At 67.2% G+C, this 17,875-nt stretch carries 19 protein-coding genes; all 19 read left to right on the plus strand.

All coding sequences use genetic code 11. The annotated features are described in order from the left end of the window. The first annotated feature begins 169 nt into the window (after positions 1 to 169). Complete coding sequence (rpoB, locus tag NBY65_RS14335; protein ID WP_150040692.1) at positions 170 to 4,345, plus strand: DNA-directed RNA polymerase subunit beta; 4,176 nt, start codon at positions 170 to 172, stop codon at positions 4,343 to 4,345. Between the two features lie 73 nt (positions 4,346 to 4,418). Further along, the gene (gene rpoC, locus NBY65_RS14340; protein ID WP_150040693.1) at positions 4,419 to 8,600 is read left to right on the plus strand and encodes a DNA-directed RNA polymerase subunit beta'; all 4,182 of its coding nucleotides are present in this window, start codon (positions 4,419 to 4,421) and stop codon (positions 8,598 to 8,600) included. Positions 8,601 to 9,063: 463 nt separating this feature from the next. Beyond that, a complete protein-coding gene (gene rpsL, locus NBY65_RS14345; protein ID WP_150040694.1) occupies positions 9,064 to 9,435 on the plus strand; it encodes a 30S ribosomal protein S12 in 372 nt (123 codons plus the stop codon). Positions 9,436 to 9,489: 54 nt separating this feature from the next. Beyond that, positions 9,490 to 9,966, plus strand: coding sequence for a 30S ribosomal protein S7 (rpsG, locus tag NBY65_RS14350; protein WP_150040695.1), 477 nt, complete (start codon positions 9,490 to 9,492; stop codon positions 9,964 to 9,966). A gap of 63 nt (positions 9,967 to 10,029) precedes the next feature. Then, positions 10,030 to 11,217, plus strand: a complete 1,188-nt coding sequence (tuf, locus tag NBY65_RS14355) for an elongation factor Tu (protein ID WP_150040696.1) — start codon at positions 10,030 to 10,032, stop codon at positions 11,215 to 11,217. 36 nt (positions 11,218 to 11,253) lie between these two features. After that, complete coding sequence (rpsJ, locus tag NBY65_RS14360) at positions 11,254 to 11,562, plus strand: 30S ribosomal protein S10 (protein WP_048860021.1); 309 nt, start codon at positions 11,254 to 11,256, stop codon at positions 11,560 to 11,562. Positions 11,563 to 11,620: 58 nt separating this feature from the next. Beyond that, a complete protein-coding gene (gene rplC / locus NBY65_RS14365; RefSeq protein ID WP_150040697.1) occupies positions 11,621 to 12,304 on the plus strand; it encodes a 50S ribosomal protein L3 in 684 nt (227 codons plus the stop codon). 11 nt (positions 12,305 to 12,315) lie between these two features. Continuing rightward, positions 12,316 to 12,963 (plus strand): 50S ribosomal protein L4, encoded by a 648-nt coding sequence (gene rplD, locus NBY65_RS14370; protein ID WP_150040698.1) that lies wholly within the window; start codon positions 12,316 to 12,318, stop codon positions 12,961 to 12,963. Positions 12,964 to 12,995: 32 nt separating this feature from the next. Continuing rightward, the gene (locus tag NBY65_RS14375; RefSeq protein WP_150040728.1) at positions 12,996 to 13,292 is read left to right on the plus strand and encodes a 50S ribosomal protein L23; all 297 of its coding nucleotides are present in this window, start codon (positions 12,996 to 12,998) and stop codon (positions 13,290 to 13,292) included. A 14-nt stretch (positions 13,293 to 13,306) separates the two neighbouring features. Then, complete coding sequence (rplB, locus tag NBY65_RS14380) at positions 13,307 to 14,140, plus strand: 50S ribosomal protein L2 (protein WP_150040699.1); 834 nt, start codon at positions 13,307 to 13,309, stop codon at positions 14,138 to 14,140. Positions 14,141 to 14,143: 3 nt separating this feature from the next. Next, positions 14,144 to 14,422, plus strand: a complete 279-nt coding sequence (gene rpsS, locus NBY65_RS14385; RefSeq protein ID WP_150040700.1) for a 30S ribosomal protein S19 — start codon at positions 14,144 to 14,146, stop codon at positions 14,420 to 14,422. A 1-nt stretch (position 14,423) separates the two neighbouring features. Beyond that, positions 14,424 to 14,834: a 50S ribosomal protein L22 gene (gene rplV / locus NBY65_RS14390; RefSeq protein ID WP_150040701.1), complete on the plus strand. Its 411-nt coding sequence runs from the start codon at positions 14,424 to 14,426 to the stop codon at positions 14,832 to 14,834. Next, positions 14,834 to 15,511, plus strand: coding sequence for a 30S ribosomal protein S3 (rpsC, locus tag NBY65_RS14395; RefSeq protein WP_150040702.1), 678 nt, complete (start codon positions 14,834 to 14,836; stop codon positions 15,509 to 15,511). Before rplV ends, rpsC begins: the two co-directional genes overlap by 1 nt. Positions 15,512 to 15,523: 12 nt before the next feature. Next, positions 15,524 to 15,940, plus strand: coding sequence for a 50S ribosomal protein L16 (rplP, locus tag NBY65_RS14400; protein ID WP_150040703.1), 417 nt, complete (start codon positions 15,524 to 15,526; stop codon positions 15,938 to 15,940). 4 nt (positions 15,941 to 15,944) lie between these two features. Continuing rightward, complete coding sequence (gene rpmC, locus NBY65_RS14405) at positions 15,945 to 16,160, plus strand: 50S ribosomal protein L29 (protein ID WP_150040704.1); 216 nt, start codon at positions 15,945 to 15,947, stop codon at positions 16,158 to 16,160. A 10-nt stretch (positions 16,161 to 16,170) separates the two neighbouring features. Further along, complete coding sequence (gene rpsQ, locus NBY65_RS14410; RefSeq protein WP_150040705.1) at positions 16,171 to 16,446, plus strand: 30S ribosomal protein S17; 276 nt, start codon at positions 16,171 to 16,173, stop codon at positions 16,444 to 16,446. Positions 16,447 to 16,457: 11 nt separating this feature from the next. Further along, a complete protein-coding gene (rplN, locus tag NBY65_RS14415; protein WP_150040706.1) occupies positions 16,458 to 16,826 on the plus strand; it encodes a 50S ribosomal protein L14 in 369 nt (122 codons plus the stop codon). After that, complete coding sequence (gene rplX / locus NBY65_RS14420; protein WP_150040707.1) at positions 16,826 to 17,146, plus strand: 50S ribosomal protein L24; 321 nt, start codon at positions 16,826 to 16,828, stop codon at positions 17,144 to 17,146. Before rplN ends, rplX begins: the two co-directional genes overlap by 1 nt. Positions 17,147 to 17,327: 181 nt before the next feature. After that, entirely contained in the window at positions 17,328 to 17,867 is a 540-nt protein-coding gene (rplE, locus tag NBY65_RS14425) for a 50S ribosomal protein L5 (RefSeq protein WP_150040729.1), read from the plus strand. Positions 17,868 to 17,875: the final 8 nt, after the last annotated feature.

Below are 17,875 nucleotides of genomic sequence, written 5' to 3' on the forward strand. Positions count from 1 at the left end.
GGGGTCGCCGTCCGCGCTTCCGTTTCGTCGTTCCGGAACGGGCTGCCGCCGGGCTCGCGCCCCGGCAGGTGAGATGAACGAGTGGGATATCCCGGGCGGGCCGGGGGGATTGCAGGACCGCGAGCCGGCCAAAACGGCGATACTTCAGGACGGGGCAGCAGGGACAGGCATGAACGCGATCACGAAGTCGTTCACCGGACGCAAGCGCATCCGCAAGAACTTCGGGCGCATCCCCGAAGTGGCGCCGATGCCCAACCTGATCGACGTGCAGCGCGCCAGCTACGAGGCGTTCCTGCAGATGAACGTGCCGCACGACAACCGCACGAACACCGGGTTGCAGGAAGTTTTCAAATCCGTCTTCCCGATCGACGACTTCGCCGGGCGCGGCCGACTCGAGTTCGTCTACTACGAGCTCGAGGAACCGAAATATGACGTCGAGGAATGCATCCAGCGGGGCATGACCTATGCCGCGCCGCTGAAGGTCATCCTGCGCCTGATCGTCTGGGACGTGGACGAGGACACCGGGTCCCGTTCGATCCGCGACATCAAGGAACAACCCGTCTACATGGGCGACATGCCCCTGATGACGGATAACGGCACCTTCATCATCAACGGCACCGAGCGAGTCATCGTCAGCCAGATGCACCGCTCGCCGGGTGTTTTCTTCGATCACGACAAGGGCAAGACTCACTCCTCCGGCAAGTATCTCTTCGCGGCGCGGGTCATTCCTTACCGGGGATCCTGGCTCGATTTCGAGTTCGATAGCAAGGATCTTGTGTACGTCCGGATCGACCGCAAGCGGAAGCTGCCGGTCACCACGCTGTTCTACGCGCTGGAGGGCCGCTACGCCGAGCAATTGCGCGCGGCCCGCGAGGCGCAGGGCGAGACGATCGACCCCTCCGAGATCCGCGGCATGGATGCCGAGGAAATCCTCTCCACCTTCTACGGCCAGGTGGTGTTCACCCGTACCCCGAAGGGCTGGGCGCGCCCGTTCGATCCCGAGGCGTTCCGCGGCATGAAGCTGCTGGAGCCGCTGGTCGACGCCGATAGCGGCGAGGTGGTGGCCGAGGCCGACACCAAGCTGAACGCCCGTTCGGTCAAGCGCATCGCCGAGAAGACCCGCGAGGTGCTGGTCGGCCGCGGCGACCTGCTCGGCCGCTTCGTCGCCGAGGACCTGGTCAACGAGGACACCGGCGAGATCTACGCCGAGGCCGGCGAGGAACTGGCCGAGGCCCGGCTCGCGGCGCTGGAGAACCTGGGCATCGACCGTCTGCCCACCCTCGCGGTGGACCAGCAGAACGGCCCGTGGCTGCGCAACACGCTCGCGGTGGACAAGAACGCCAACCGCGAGGACGCGCTGATCGACATCTACCGGGTGATGCGCCCGGGCGAGCCGCCGACCCCGGAAACCGCCGAGGCGCTGTTCCGCGGCCTGTTCTTCGACCCCGACCGCTATGACCTCTCCGCGGTCGGCCGGGTGAAGATGAACATGCGGCTGGGCTCCACCGACGTGCCCGACACCGTGCGGGTGCTGCGCAAGGACGACATCCTGCGCACGGTCAAGATCCTGTGCGAGCTGAAGGACGGCCGCGGCCAGATCGACGACATCGACAACCTCGGCAACCGCCGGGTGCGCTCGGTCGGCGAGCTGATGGAGAACCAGTACCGCGTCGGCCTGCTGCGCATGGAGCGCGCCATCCGCGAGCGCATGGGCTCGGTCGACATCGACACCGTGATGCCGCACGACCTGATCAACGCCAAGCCGGCGGCGGCGGCGGTGCGCGAGTTCTTCGGCTCCTCGCAGCTCTCGCAGTTCATGGACCAGACCAACCCGCTCTCGGAGGTGACGCATAAGCGCCGCCTCTCGGCCCTCGGCCCGGGCGGCCTGACCCGCGAGCGCGCCGGCTTCGAGGTGCGCGACGTGCACCCGACGCATTACGGCCGCATCTGCCCGATCGAGACGCCGGAAGGCCCGAACATCGGCCTGATCAACTCGCTCGCCACCTTCGCCAAGGTGAACAAGTACGGCTTCATCGAGACGCCGTACCGCCTGGTGAAGGACGGGGTGGTGCAGGAAGGCTGGAAATACCTCTCCGCCATGGAAGAGGAACGGCTGGTGGTGGCGCAGGCCGACGCGCCCACCGATGAAACCGGCCGCTTCCAGGAAGAACTGATCTCCGTGCGCAAGCAGGGCGATTTCCGTCTCGCCCGGCCGGAGGAAGTGACCGCGGTCGACGTCTCGCCCAAGCAGCTGGTTTCCGTGGCCGCGGCGCTGATCCCGTTCCTGGAGAACGACGACGCCAACCGCGCGCTGATGGGCAGCAACATGCAGCGTCAGGCGGTGCCGCTGATCCGCGCCGATGCCCCGCTGGTGGGCACCGGCATGGAAGCCGCGGTCGCCCGCGACTCGGGGGCCACCATCGTCGCCCGCCGCGCCGGCGTGGTCGACCAGATCGACGGCGCCCGCATCGTGGTGCGCGCCACCGCCGAGGACGGCACCACCAAGGGCGTCGACATCTACCGGCTGCGCAAGTTCATGCGCTCCAACCAGTCGACCTGCATCAACCAGCGTCCGCTGGTGCGCGTGGGCGACCGGGTGGCGGAGGGCGACATCATCGCCGACGGTCCCTCGACCGAACTCGGCGAGCTGGCGCTCGGGCGCAACGTGCTCTGCGCCTTCATGCCGTGGAACGGGTACAACTTCGAAGACTCGATCCTGATTTCCGAGCGGATCGCCCGCGACGACGTGTTCACCTCCATCCACATCGAGGAATTCGAGGTGATGGCGCGTGACACCAAGCTCGGTCAGGAAGAAATCACCCGCGACATCCCGAACGTGGGCGAGGAGGCGCTGAAGAACCTCGACGAGGCCGGCATCGTCTATATCGGCGCCGAGGTGAACCCGGGCGATATCCTGGTCGGCAAGGTCACGCCGAAGGGCGAAAGCCCGATGACGCCGGAGGAAAAGCTGCTCCGCGCCATCTTCGGCGAGAAGGCGTCCGATGTGCGTGACACCTCGTTGAAGTTGCCGCCCGGCGTCACCGGCACGATCGTCGACGTGCGCGTGTTCAGCCGCCGCGGCGTCGACAAGGACGAGCGCGCCATGGCGATCGAGCGCGCCGAGATCGAGCGGCTCGCCAAGGACCGCGACGACGAGCGCGCGATCCAGGAACGCAGCTTCCTCAACCGGTTGCGCGAGAAGCTGCTCGGCCGCAAGGCGTCCGGCGGGTTCAAGGGCATCAAGGCCGGCACCCCGGTCACCGAGGAACTGCTGGCCGAGTTCCCGCGCGGCGCCTGGCGCAACATCGGCGTGCAGGACGACGCCGTGATGGCGGAGATCGAGACGCTCAAGCGCGAGTTCGACGCCGCCGTGGCCCGGCTGCAGGCCCGCTTCGAGAGCAAGGTCGAGAAGCTGCAGCGCGGCGACGAGCTGCCGCCCGGCGTGATGAAGATGGTCAAGGTGTTCGTCGCGGTGAAGCGCAAGCTGCAGCCCGGCGACAAGATGGCCGGTCGTCACGGCAACAAGGGTGTGGTCTCGCGCGTCGTGCCGGTGGAGGACATGCCCTTCCTGGAGGACGGCACCTCGGTCGATCTGGTGCTGAACCCCCTGGGCGTGCCGAGCCGCATGAACGTGGGGCAGATCCTCGAGACCCATCTCGGCTGGGCCTGCGCCACGCTGGGGCGGCAGGTCTCCGAGCTGGTCGAGGACTACCGCCGCACCGGCGCCGCCCGGCAGGAGCTGCTGGATGCGCTCAAGGACATCTACGGCGAGCGCGTCTTCGCCGATGAGATCGCGCCGATGAGCGACGAGCAGCTGGTCGAGCTGTGCACGAACCTGCGCAAGGGCATCCCGATCGCGACCCCGGTGTTCGACGGCGCCCGCATGGGCGACATCGAGGGCATGCTGAGGCGGGCGGGGCTGAACACCTCCGGTCAGGTCACCCTGACCGACGGGCGCACCGGCGAGCCGTTCGAGCGCAAGGTCACGGTCGGCTACATCTACATGCTGAAGCTGCACCACCTGGTCGATGACAAGATCCATGCCCGCTCCATCGGGCCGTACAGCCTGGTCACCCAGCAGCCGCTGGGTGGCAAGGCGCAGTTCGGCGGCCAGCGCTTCGGCGAGATGGAGGTCTGGGCGCTGGAAGCCTACGGCGCGGCCTACACGTTGCAGGAGATGCTGACGGTGAAGTCCGACGACGTGTCGGGCCGCACCAAGGTCTACGAGGCGATCGTGCGCGAGCAGGACACCTTCGAGGCCGGCATTCCCGAGAGCTTCAACGTGCTGGTCAAGGAACTGAAGTCACTCGGCCTGAACGTCGATCTGGACATGCGGACGGCCTGATTGGCGGTCCGGTTCACCGACTGGGGTTTTATCGAGACGCCGGGCCTGCGGGCCCGGCGCGCGGGGTGAGAGCATGAACGAGCTGATGAAGATCCTTGGCCAGACCGGCCAGTCGATGACCTTCGATCAGATCCGCATCCAGATGGCCTCGCCGGAGCAGATCCGCTCCTGGTCGTACGGCGAGATCAAGAAGCCCGAGACCATCAACTACCGCACGTTCAAGCCCGAGCGTGACGGCCTGTTCTGCGCGCGCATCTTCGGTCCGATCAAGGACTACGAATGCCTGTGCGGCAAGTACAAGCGGATGAAGTTCCGCGGGATCATCTGCGAGAAGTGCGGCGTCGAGGTCACGCTGGCCAAGGTGCGCCGCGAGCGCATGGGCCATATCGAGCTGGCGAGCCCCGTCGCGCATATCTGGTTCCTGAAGTCGTTGCCCAGCCGCATCGGGCTGATGGTCGACCTGACCCTGAAGGAGCTGGAGAAGATCCTGTATTTCGAGAGCTACGTGGTTCTCGAGCCGGGTCTGACCGACATGAAGCTGCATCAGCTGCTGACCGAAGATCAGCTGATGGCCAAGCAGGACGAGTTCGGCGAGGACGCCTTCCGCGCCGGCATCGGCGCCGAGGCGGTCAAGGGCGTGCTGAACGGCATCGATTGCGACGCCGAGAAGGTGAAGCTGCGCGCCGAGCTGAAGGAAACCACCAGCGAGGCCAAGCGCAAGAAGCTGGTCAAGCGCCTGAAGCTGATCGAGGCCTTCTCCGAATCCGGCGCGCGGCCGGAATGGATGATCCTGGACGTGATCCCGGTCATCCCGCCGGAGCTGCGCCCGCTGGTGCCGCTGGATGGCGGGCGCTTCGCCACGTCCGACCTGAACGACCTCTATCGCCGCGTGATCAACCGCAACAACCGCCTGAAGCGGCTGATCGAGCTGCGCGCCCCTGACATCATCGTGCGCAATGAAAAGCGCATGCTGCAGGAGGCGGTGGACGCGCTGTTCGACAATGGCCGCCGCGGCCGTGCCATCACCGGCGCCAACAAGCGGCCGCTGAAGTCGCTCTCCGACATGCTGAAGGGCAAGCAGGGGCGGTTCCGCCAGAACCTGTTGGGCAAGCGCGTCGACTATTCCGGCCGTTCGGTGATCGTGGTCGGGCCGGAGCTGAAGCTGCACCAGTGCGGCCTGCCCAAGAAGATGGCGCTGGAGCTGTTCAAGCCCTTCATCTACGCCAAGCTGGAGAAATACGGCCACGCCACCACCATCAAGGCCGCCAAGCGGATGGTGGAGAAGGAACGCCCCGAGGTCTGGGACATCCTCGAAGAGGTGATCCGCGAGCACCCGGTGATGCTGAACCGGGCGCCGACGCTGCACCGCCTGGGCATCCAGGCCTTCGAGCCGGTGCTGATCGAGGGCAAGGCGATCCAGCTGCACCCGCTGGTCTGCACGGCCTTCAACGCCGACTTCGACGGTGACCAGATGGCGGTGCACGTGCCGCTGTCGCTGGAAGCGCAGCTCGAAGCGCGCGTGCTGATGATGTCGACCAACAACATCCTCAGCCCCGCCAACGGCAAGCCGATCATCGTGCCGAGCCAGGACATCGTGCTCGGCATCTACTACCTGAGCCTGGAGACGCCCGAGTACCGCGCCGTCGAGGATGCCAAGGCCCCCGCCTTCGCCTCGCTGGCCGATATCGAGCACGGGCTGAACGCTGGCGCGCTGAAGCTGCATGACAAGATCCAGGTGCCGCGCCGCCTGGTGCACCTGCCCGAGGAAACCGACCCGGCCACCGGGCGGCGGTTGACCCGCGTGGTCACCACCCCGGGCCGTACCCTGATCGCGCAGGTGCTGCCCAAGCACCCGAACGTGCCCTTCAGCCTGATCAACCGGCAGTTGACCAAGAAGAACGTCTCGGACGTGATCGACGCGGTCTACCGCCATTGCGGCCAGAAGGAGTGCGTGATCTTCGCCGACCGGCTGATGGGGCTCGGCTTCCGCCAGGCCGCCAAGGCGGGCATCTCCTTCGGCAAGGACGACCTGATCATCCCGGCCGAGAAGCAGGCGCTGATCGGCAAGACCCAGGCCGAGGTGAAAGAGTTCGAGCAGCAGTACCAGGACGGCCTGATCACCGCCGGCGAGCGCTACAACAAGGTGGTCGACGCCTGGTCGCGCTGCACCGACGAGGTCGCCACCGCGATGATGCGCGAGATCTCCAAGCAGGAGCAGGGCACGCCCACCAACGCGGTGTGGATGATGAGCCACTCCGGTGCCCGTGGCTCGCCCGCCCAGATGCGCCAGCTGGCCGGCATGCGCGGTCTGATGGCCAAGCCGTCGGGCGAGATCATCGAGCAGCCGATCATCGCCAACTTCAAGGAAGGCCTGTCGGTGCTGGAGTACTTCAACTCCACCCACGGCGCCCGCAAGGGCCTGGCCGACACCGCGCTGAAGACGGCGAACTCGGGCTACCTGACCCGCCGCCTGGTCGACGTCGCCCAGGACTGCATCATCGTCGAGGACGATTGCGGCACCGAGCGCGGCCTGACCGTGCGCCCGGTGATGGATGGCGGCGAGGTGGTCTCCTCGCTGTCCGAGCGCATCCTGGGCCGCACCACGGCCGAGGACGTGCTGGACCCGGTCTCGGGCGCGGTGCTGGTGGCGAACAACGTGCTGATCGAGGAAGAGCACGCCGAGCGCATCGAGAAGGCGGGCGTCGAGACGCTGAAGATCCGCTCGGTGCTGACCTGCGAGGCGAAGATCGGCGTCTGCGCCCATTGCTACGGGCGTGACCTCGCGCGCGGCACGCCGGTGAACGTGGGCGAGGCGGTCGGCGTGATCGCGGCGCAGTCGATCGGCGAGCCGGGCACGCAGCTGACCATGCGCACCTTCCACATCGGCGGCGCCGCCCAGCGCGGCGCCGAGCAGTCGAGCGTGGAGGCGAGCCACGACGGCGTGGCGTCGGTGAAGAACCGCAGCGTCGTCATGAACAGCCAGAACGTGCCGGTCGTCATGAGCCGCAACTGCGAGATCGTGCTCGCCGACGACAAGGGCCGCGAGCGCGCCCGCTTCCGCGTGCCCTACGGTGCGCGGCTGCTGGCGGACGAAGGGGCCCAGGTCGCGCGTGGCCAGAAGCTGGCCGAGTGGGATCCGTACACCCTGCCGATCATCACAGAGCGGGCGGGCAGGGTGGAGTACCTCGACCTGATCGAGGGCGTCACCCTGGTCGAGCGCATGGACGAGGTGACCGGCCTGTCGTCGAAGGTGGTAGTCGACTACAAGCAGAACGCCCGTGGCGTCGATCTGCGGCCCCGGCTGCAGCTGAAGGACGACCATGGCGGGGTGGTGCGCCTGCCCAACGGCACCGACGCCCGCTACTTCCTCAGCCCCGACTCGATCCTGTCGGTGGAGAACGGCGCCGAGGTGCATGCCGGTGACGTGCTGGCCCGCATCCCGCGCGAGGGCAGCAAGACCCGCGACATCACCGGCGGTCTGCCGCGCGTGGCCGAGCTGTTCGAGGCGCGCCGGCCGAAGGACCACGCCATCATCGCCGAGATCGACGGGCGGGTCGAATTCGGGAAGGACTACAAGGCCAAGCGCCGCGTCATCGTGAAGAACGACGAGACCGGCGAGGAAACCGAGTACCTGATCCCGAAGGGCAAGCACGTCTCGGTGCAGGAAGGCGACTTCGTCCGCCGCGGCGACCCGCTGGTGGACGGCCCGCGCGTGCCGCACGACATCCTGAAGGTGCTGGGGGTCGAGGCCCTGTCGGACTACCTAGTGAACGAAATCCAGGACGTGTACCGGCTGCAGGGCGTGAAGATCAACGACAAGCACATCGAGGTCATCGTCCGGCAGATGCTGCAGAAGGTCGAGATCCTCGACCCGGGCGACACCACCTTCCTGGCGGGGGAGCAGGTCGATCGCTTCGACTTCGAGCGCGAATTGTCCAAGCTCGGCCGCGACGACCGCCCGGCGGTGGCGATGCCGGTGCTGCAAGGCATCACCAAGGCCAGCCTGCAGACGCACAGCTTCATCAGCGCCGCGTCGTTCCAGGAGACGACCCGGGTACTGACCGAGGCGGCGACCGCCGGCAAGGTCGACAACCTGACCGGGCTCAAGGAGAACGTGATCGTCGGGCGGCTGATCCCGGCGGGCACGGGCAGCGTGATGAACCGCATGCGCGCCATCGCCGCCGGCCGCGACCAGCGCACCCTGCGCCAGCAGGAGACGCCGGCAATCGCCGGGCGGGGCATCGCGGCAGAGTAATCGCGGCAGGGTAAGAGTACCTAGGGCCAGGGGGCCTTGCCCCCTGGATCCCGTTCTGTTTAGCGGCTGAGGCTGACGAAGGGGGCTAAGGTGCCGGCGGAACCGGTGCTTTAGCCCCCTTTGTCATGCCCCGAGTCGAGGCGAATGGGGGGCCAGGGACGGGGTCTTTTGTCTTTCTTCCCCTGCAGCCACGTCCCGCGCCCCGTGCATGGCGTGCGGTGCTTGACTCGTGGGTGTCTGGCCCGTAGGTTCCGCGCCCTCGGCCGACCCCCTGATGGCATGTCGGCTGGTCGTTGTTTGCAGGCACGAGCGTGCGGTGCCGCGTCCCGGGTTTTCGGGGGGCTCAGGCCGTAGGCAGCGTCGAACCCGCAGGGTGGGCTCCACCGTCTGCGGGTCTTGTCTGTGGAAGGCGTCCGGCGATGCATAGGGGTCGCGGACAGGATTAGGGTGTGAAAGAGGGTCTATGCCGACCATCAACCAGCTGATCGCCAAGGGGCGCGAGCCTCAGAGCGCTCGCAACAAGGTCCCGGCGCTGCAGGGCTGTCCGCAGAAGCGCGGCGTCTGCACCCGCGTCTACACGACCACGCCGAAGAAGCCGAACTCGGCGCTCCGCAAGGTTGCGAAGGTGCGCCTGACGAACGGCTACGAGGTGGTGAGCTACATCCCCGGTGAGGGCCACAACCTCCAGGAGCACAGCGTCGTGCTGATCCGTGGCGGGCGCGTGAAGGACCTTCCGGGCGTGCGCTATCATATCCTGCGTGGTGTGCTGGATACCCAGGGCATTGCCAAGCGTCGCCAGCGCCGGTCGCTGTACGGCGCCAAGCGGCCGAAGTGACCATGTTTATTGCTCGCGCGCGGCTTTGCCGCGCCGCCGCTTAGGAGGGCCGCGATGAGCCGCCGCCGCCGCGCCATCAAGCGCGAGATCCTGCCGGACGCCAAGTTCGGTGACGTCGTGATCAGCCGTTTCATGAATGCGCTGATGTACGACGGCAAGAAGTCGGTTGCCGAGACGATCGTCTATGGTGCCCTGGACGTGCTGAAGAAGCGCGGTGGCCCGCAGGCCGATCCCGTGCGCATGTTCCACGAGGCGCTGGACAACGTGAAGCCGGCCGTCGAGGTGCGTTCGCGCCGGGTCGGCGGCGCCACGTATCAGGTGCCTGTCGAAGTCCGCGCCGAGCGTCGCCAGGCGCTGGCGATCCGTTGGATTATCGACGCCGCCCGCAAGCGGGGCGAGCACACCGCGGAAGACCGGTTGTCCAACGAACTGCTCGATGCGGTGAACAACCGTGGCTCGGCAGTGAAGAAGCGTGAAGACACTCACCGGATGGCCGAAGCCAACAAGGCCTTCAGCCACTACCGCTGGTAACTGATATCCCACAACCCCGGATCCATCCCTTCGGATCGTAAAGCGGGCACGGAGAAGACGACGATGGCCAAGGCGAAATTCGAGCGGAACAAGCCGCACTGCAACATCGGCACGATCGGCCATGTGGACCATGGCAAGACGTCGCTGACCGCTGCGATCACGAAGGTGCTGGCGGAAACCGGCGGCGCCACCTTCACCGCGTATGACCAGATCGACAAGGCGCCGGAAGAGCGCGCCCGCGGCATCACGATCTCGACCGCCCACGTCGAGTACGAGACGAAGCAGCGCCACTACGCCCACGTCGACTGCCCTGGCCACGCCGACTATGTGAAGAACATGATCACCGGCGCGGCGCAGATGGACGGCGCCATCCTGGTGGTCTCCGCCGCCGACGGCCCGATGCCGCAGACCCGCGAGCACATCCTGCTCGCCCGTCAGGTCGGCGTGCCGGCGCTGGTGGTGTTCCTCAACAAGGTCGACATCGCCGACCCCGACCTGCTCGAGCTGGTCGAACTGGAAGTCCGTGAGCTGCTGAGCAGCTACCAGTTCCCCGGCGACGACATCCCCATCATCAAGGGCAGCGCCGTCTGCGCGCTGGAGGACCGCGAGCCGGAGATCGGCAAGCAGGCCATCCTGAAGCTGATGGAAGCCGTGGACGCCTACATCCCGCAGCCGGAGCGCGCCGTCGACAAGCCGTTCCTGATGCCGGTTGAAGACGTGTTCTCGATCTCCGGCCGCGGCACCGTGGTGACCGGCCGCGTCGAGCGTGGCATCATCAAGGTCGGCGACGAAGTCGAGGTCGTGGGCCTGCGTGCCACCATCAAGACCACCGTCACCGGCGTCGAGATGTTCCGCAAGCTGCTCGACCAGGGCCAGGCCGGCGACAACATCGGCGCGCTGCTGCGCGGCACCAAGCGTGAGGAAGTCGAGCGCGGCCAGGTTCTGGCCAAGCCCGGCAGCATCACGCCGCACACCGTGTTCAAGGCCGAAGCCTACATCCTGACGAAGGAAGAGGGCGGCCGGCACACTCCGTTCTTCACCAACTACCGCCCGCAGTTCTACTTCCGCACCACCGACGTGACCGGCATCGTCAAGCTGCCGGAAGGCACGGAGATGGTCATGCCCGGCGACAACGTGTCGATGGATGTCGAGCTGATCGCGCCCATCGCCATGGACGAGGGGCTGCGCTTCGCCATCCGCGAAGGTGGCCGCACCGTCGGCGCCGGCGTGGTCGCGCAGATCTCGAAGTAAAACTGCAGGGGTCGGTTCGCGAACTGGACGAGCGAAATGGATAACCAGAACATCCGCATCCGCCTGAAGGCGTACGATCACCGCGTGCTGGACAACAGCACGAAGGAGATCGTGAACACAGCCAAGCGCACGGGCGCGCGGGTCCGCGGACCGATCCCGCTGCCCACCCACATCGAGCGGTTCACGGTCAACCGCTCGCCGCACGTGGACAAGAAGAGCCGCGAGCAGTTCGAGATCCGCACGCACCGGCGGTTGCTCGACATCGTGGAACCGACGCCGCAGACGGTGGACGCGCTGATGAAGCTCGATCTCGCCGCCGGTGTGGACGTCGAAATCAAAATCTGACCGGTCATTGGCCTAAGGACCCGGGGCGATCCCCCGGGTCCCTCTGGGAAAGTACATAATGCGCACTGGATTGCTCGCGAAGAAGCTGGGCATGACCCGGCTTTTCAAGGAGGACGGCACGCACGTCCCCGTCACCGTTCTGCACCTGGATCAGGTGCAGGTGGTGGCCGCCCGCACCGAGGAGACCGACGGTTATACCGCGGTCCAGCTCGGCTGGGGCCAGGCCAAGGTGAAGAACGTGTCGAAGCCGAACAAGGGCCATTTCGCCAAGGCGAAGGTGGAGCCCAAGGCGAAGCTGGTGGAATTCCGGGTGGCGGCCGATGCCGTACTCGAGCCCGGCGCCACGCTCACGGCCGCGCATTTCCTGGTCGGGCAGAAGGTCGACGTGACCGGCACCACCAAGGGCAAGGGCTTCGCCGGCGCGATGAAGCGCTGGAACTTCAGCGGCCTGGAAGCCAGCCACGGCGTGTCCATCAGCCACCGCTCGCACGGTTCGACCGGTAACCGCCAGGATCCGGGCAAGACCTTCAAGAACAAGAAGATGGCCGGCCATCTCGGGCAGGAGCGGGTGACCACCCTGAACCTGGAAGTGGCGGCGGTCGATATCGAGCGCGGCCTGCTCATGATCAAGGGGGCGGTGCCCGGTGCGAAGGGCGGCTTCGTGCTCGTGCGCGACGCGGTGAAGAAGGCGCGTCCGGGCGATGCGCCGTATCCGGCGGCGCTTGCCGCGGCGGCGGCCTGAGGCACAGAGACATGCAGATCGAGATCAAGACCCTCGACAACGGCAGCGCCGGCACCGCCGATCTGCCCGACGAGATCTTCGGCGCCGAGCCGCGGGCCGACATCATGGCCCGCGTCGTGCACTGGCAGCTTGCGAAGCGCCGGGCCGGCACCCACAAGGTGAAGGGCATGGGCGAGGTGCAGGGCACCACCAAGAAGCCCTATCGCCAGAAGGGCACCGGCAATGCCCGCCAGGGCAGCCTGCGGGCGCCGCAGTACCGCACCGGTGGCGTCGTCCACGGTCCGGTGGTGCGCGACCACGGCTACTCGCTCAACAAGAAGGTGCGCCGCCTCGGCCTGATTTCCGCGCTGTCGCAGAAGGCGCGGGACGGCAAGCTGATCGTGCTGGATGCCGCCGCCGGCACCACCAAGACCAAGGAGCTCGCCGCGAAGGTGAAGCTGCTGGGCTGGGCCTCGGCGCTGATCGTCGACGGCACGGTGGACGAGGGCTTCCTGCGGGCGAGCCGCAACATCATCGGGCTGGACGTGCTGCCGACGGTGGGCGCGAACGTCTACGACATCCTCAACCACGACGTGCTGGTGGTCACCACCGCCGGCGTCGAGGGTCTGAAGGCCCGCCTGACCGGTGCGCCGGCGGCCGCCCAGGAGAACGTGGCATGAGCGAGACGGCGAAGGCGCCGCGCGGCCGTCCGATGTCGCGCGAGGCGATGTACCAGGTCATTCGCAGCCCGCTCGTCACCGAAAAGGCGACGGGCCTGGGCGAGAGCGGCCAGATGGTGTTCCGCGTGGCCCTGACCGCCACCAAGCCCCAGATCCGCGAAGCGATCGAGGGCCTGTTCGGCGTCAAGGTCCTGGCGGTGAACACGCTGGTGCAGAAGGGCAAGGCCAAGCGCTTCAAGGGCCGGCCGGGCCAGCGCTCGGATGTGAAGAAGGCCTATGTGCGGCTGGCCGCGGGTCAGACGATCGACCTGACCACCGGTCTCGCGTGAGCAGGGGCTGAGAGATGGCATTGAAGAACTTTAACCCCGTCACGCCGAGCCTGCGCGGCACGGTGCTGGTGGACCGTTCGGAGCTGTGGAAGGGCAAGCCTGTCAAGGGCCTGACCGTCGGCAAGAGCTCCTCGGGCGGACGCAACAACCATGGCCGCATCACCAGCCGCTTCCGTGGCGGCGGGCACAAGCGGTCCTACCGCGTCATCGATTTCCGCCGGCGCAAGTTCGACGTCCCGGCGACGGTGGAGCGGCTGGAATACGACCCGAACCGCACCGCCTTCATCGCCCTGATCAAGTACCAGGACGGCGAGCTCGCCTATATCCTGGCGCCGCAGCGGCTGAAGGCCGGCGACACGGTGGTGGCCGGTGCGCGCTGCGACATCAAGCCGGGCAACGCGATGCCGCTGGCGGCGATCCCCGTCGGCACCATCGTCCACAATGTCGAGCTGAAGCCGGGCGCGGGCGGCAAGCTGGCGCGCGCCGCCGGGCAGTATGCGCAGCTCGTCGGCAAGGACGCCGGCTATGCGCAGATCAAGCTGATGAGCGGCGAGCTGCGCCTGGTGCGCGGCGAGTGCATCGCCACCGTCGGCGCGGTCTCCAACCCCGACAATTCCAACCAGCAGATCGGCAAGGCCGGTCGCAGCCGCTGGCTCGGTCGCCGCCCGCATAACCGCGGCGTGGTGATGAACCCGGTCGACCATCCGCATGGCGGCGGCGAAGGCCGCACCTCGGGTGGCCGCCATCCGGTCACCCCGTGGGGCAAGCCGACCAAGGGGTACAAGACTCGCGTGAACAAGCGGACCGATCGCCTGATCATCCGCCGCCGGAACAAGGGGAAGGGCTGATCCATGGCGCGTTCCGTCTGGAAGGGCCCGTTCGTCGACGGGTACCTGCTCAACAAGGCCGAGGCCTCGCGGGCGTCGGGCCGCAACGAGATCATCAAGATCTGGTCGCGTCGCTCGACCATCCTGCCGCAGTTCGTCGGCCTCACCTTCGGGGTCTATAACGGCCACAAGTTCCTGCCCGTGCAGGTGACCGAGAACATGGTGGGCCACAAGTTCGGCGAGTTCTCGCCGACGCGCACCTTCCATGGCCACTCGGCGGACAAGAAGGCGAAGCGGGGCTGAGATGAGCAAGCCGAAGCAGGCACGCAGGCTCGCCGACACCGAAGCGCAGGCGATCCTGAGCAATGTTCGCGTCAGCCCGCGCAAGCTGAACCTGGTGGCCGGTCTGATCCGCAACCGCTCCGCCCAGGACGCGGTGGCGACGCTGACCTTTTCCAAGCGCCGCATCGCCCAGCAGGTGAAGAAGGTGCTGGAGAGCGCGATCGCGAACGCCGAGAACAACCACCAGCTCGATGTCGACCGCCTGGTCGTCACCCGCGCCGAGGTGGGGCGCTCGATCGTCATGCGGCGCTTCCACGCCCGTGGCCGCGGCCGCGCCTCGCGCGTCGAGAAGTGGTTCAGCCATCTGAAGATCGTGGTTGCCGAACGGGCGCAAGAGCAGCCCGAGCCGGCCGCCGAGCAGGGAGCCGCCTGATGGGTCACAAGGTCAATCCGGTCGGGCTGCGGCTTGGCATCAACCGCACCTGGGATTCGCGCTGGTTCGCCGGCGCCGACTATTCCCGCCTGCTGCACGACGACCTGAAGCTGCGCAGCCACCTGCGCAAGAAGCTGTCGGGCGCCGGCGTCTCCCGCGTGGTGATCGAGCGCCCGGCCAAGAAGCCGCGCGTGACCATCTACGCGGCGCGCCCGGGTGTCGTCATCGGCAAGAAGGGCCAGGACATCGAGGTTCTGCGCAAGGACCTCGCCCGCATGGCCCGCGCCGAGGTCGCGCTGAACATCGTCGAGATCCGCAAGCCGGAGATCGACGCGACCCTGGTCGCCGAGAACATCGCCCAGCAGCTGGAGCGCCGCGTGGCGTTCCGCCGCGCCATGAAGCGCGCGGTGCAGTCGGCGATGCGGCTGGGCGCGCAGGGCATCCGGATCAATTGCGGCGGCCGTCTCGGCGGCGCCGAAATCGCCCGGGTGGAGTGGTACCGCGAAGGTCGCGTGCCGCTGCACACGCTGCGCGCGGACATCGACTTCGGCATCGCCACGGCCAAGACGACCTACGGCACCTGCGGCGTGAAGGTCTGGATCTTCAAGGGTGAGATCCTGGCCCACGACCCGCTGGCGCAGGACCGTCGCGCCGCCGAGCAGGCGCCGCAGCGGTAAGGACCCAGGACGATGCTGCAACCGAAGCGCACCAACTACCGCAAGGCCCATAAGGGGCGCATCAAGGGCGCCGCCAAGGGCAACACCTCCCTGACCTTCGGCTCGTTCGGGCTGAAGGCGATGGAGCCGGAGCGCATCACCGCGCGCCAGATCGAGGCGGCCCGCCGCGCGATCACGCGTGCCATGAAGCGCACCGGGCGTGTGTGGATCCGCATCTTCCCGGACGTGCCGGTCAGCGCCAAGCCCGCCGAAGTCCGCATGGGCTCGGGCAAGGGCTCGCCGGAATTCTGGGTGTGCCGGGTCAAGCCCGGCCGGATCATGTTCGAGATCGACGGCGTGGCGCATGAACTCGCCCGCGAGGCGCTGACCCTGGGGGCTGCCAAGCTGCCGATCAAGACGAAGTTCGTCACCCGCATCGGGGACGCGTGAGGCCATGGCGAAAGAAACCAAGCCCGCTGATATCCGGGCCAAGACGGCGGACGAACTGTCCGCCCTGCTGCTGGACCTGCGGAAGGAGCAGTTCAACCTGCGCTTCCAGCGGGCCACCGGGCAGTTCGAGGGTGTGGGCCGCGTGCGCCAGGTGCGCCGCGACATCGCGCGTGTGAAGACCATTCTGGCGGAGAAGAAACGCTCCGCCGCCACGGCCTGAGGAGCGGGCGATGCCAAGGCGCGTCCTGACCGGGCGGGTGACCAGCGACAAGATGGACAAGACCGTTACGGTGCTTGTCGATCGCCGTGTCATGCATCCGCTCTATAAGAAGTTCATCCGGCGTTCGAAGAACTACGCCGCGCACGACGAGCACAATTTGTGCAAGATCGGCGACGTGGTCCGCATCGAGGAATGCCGGCCGATCAGCAAGCGCAAGACCTGGATGGTCGTCGAGCGCAACGGCCAGCCGCTCGGGGCACCCGAAGCGGCGCCGGCGCAGGCCTGAGGGAGGCGTAGATGATCTCTGTCGAGACCAACCTGGACGTCGCCGATAACTCGGGCGCGCGTCGGGTGCAGTGCATCAAGGTGCTGGGCGGGTCCAAGCGGAAGACCGCCTCGGTCGGCGATGTCATCGTCGTGTCGGTCAAGGACGCGATCCCGCGTGGCAAGGTGAAGAAGGGCGACGTGCACCAGGCGGTGATCGTCCGCACCGCCTTCCCGGTGCGCCGCGCCGATGGCAGCGCGATCCGCTTCGACCGCAACGCGGCGGTGCTGATCAACAAGCAGCAGGAGCCGATCGGCACCCGTATCTTCGGGCCGGTGGTGCGCGAACTGCGTGCCCGCAAGTTCATGAAGATCATTTCGCTCGCGCCGGAGGTGCTGTGATGGCTGCGCGCATCCGCAAGGGCGACACCGTCGAGGTCATCAGCGGCGCCGACAAGGGCCGCCGTGGCGAAGTGCTGCAGGTGCTGCCGAAGCTCGACCGCGCCGTGGTGCGCGGCGTGGCCGTGGCCAAGCGCCACATCAAGCCGCGTAGCATGGCGCAGCCTGGCGGCATCGTGGAGGCCGAGGCCTCCATCCATCTGTCAAACCTGAAGCTGGTCGATCCCAAGACCGACAAGCCCACCCGCGTGGGCTTCCGGATCCTGGAGGACGGCCGCAAGGTGCGCGTTGCCAAGGCCACCGGCAACGTGATCGAGAGCTGAGGAGGCTGCCGTGAGCGGATCGAAGGGCGGTCAGAAGGGCGGTAAGTCGCCCGCCAAGGGCGCGCCGGCGAAGGGCAAGCAGGCTGCGGCCTCCAGCAAGAAGGCCGAGGCCGGCGGCGGTCCCGCCTCGCTGCAGCAGGTGACGCTGGCCGAGGGCGCGGTTTCCGCCGGTGCCGGCGAAATGCCGCGCATGCAGAAGCGCTATGTCGAGGAGATCCGGGCGGCCCTGACCAAGGAGTTCGATTACAAGAACCCCATGCAGGTGCCCAAGCTCGAGAAGATCGTCATCAACATGGGCGTGGGCGAGGCCGCGGGCGACCAGAAGAAGCTGGACGCGGCGGTGGCGGAACTCGCGCTGATCTCCGGGCAGAAGCCGGTCAAGACGCTGGCGAAGAAGGCCATCGCCGGCTTCAAGATCCGCAAGGGTCTGCCGATCGGCTGCAAGGTGACGCTGCGCAAGGCGCGCATGTACGAATTCCTCGACCGTCTGGTGAGCATCGCGCTGCCGCGTGTGCGCGACTTCCGCGGCATCGGCGGCAAGGGCTTCGACGGGCGCGGCAACTTCGCCATGGGCCTGAAGGAGCAGATCGTGTTCCCCGAGATCATCTACGACCGGGTGGATGCGATCCGCGGCATGGACATCCAGTTCGTGACCACCGCGAGCACCGATGCCGAGGCGAAGGCACTGCTGAAGAAGTTCGACATCCCGTTCCAGAACTGAGCGGGTGG

Source organism: Rhodovastum atsumiense (genome assembly GCF_937425535.1).
GTDB classification, from domain to species: domain Bacteria; phylum Pseudomonadota; class Alphaproteobacteria; order Acetobacterales; family Acetobacteraceae; genus Rhodovastum; species Rhodovastum atsumiense.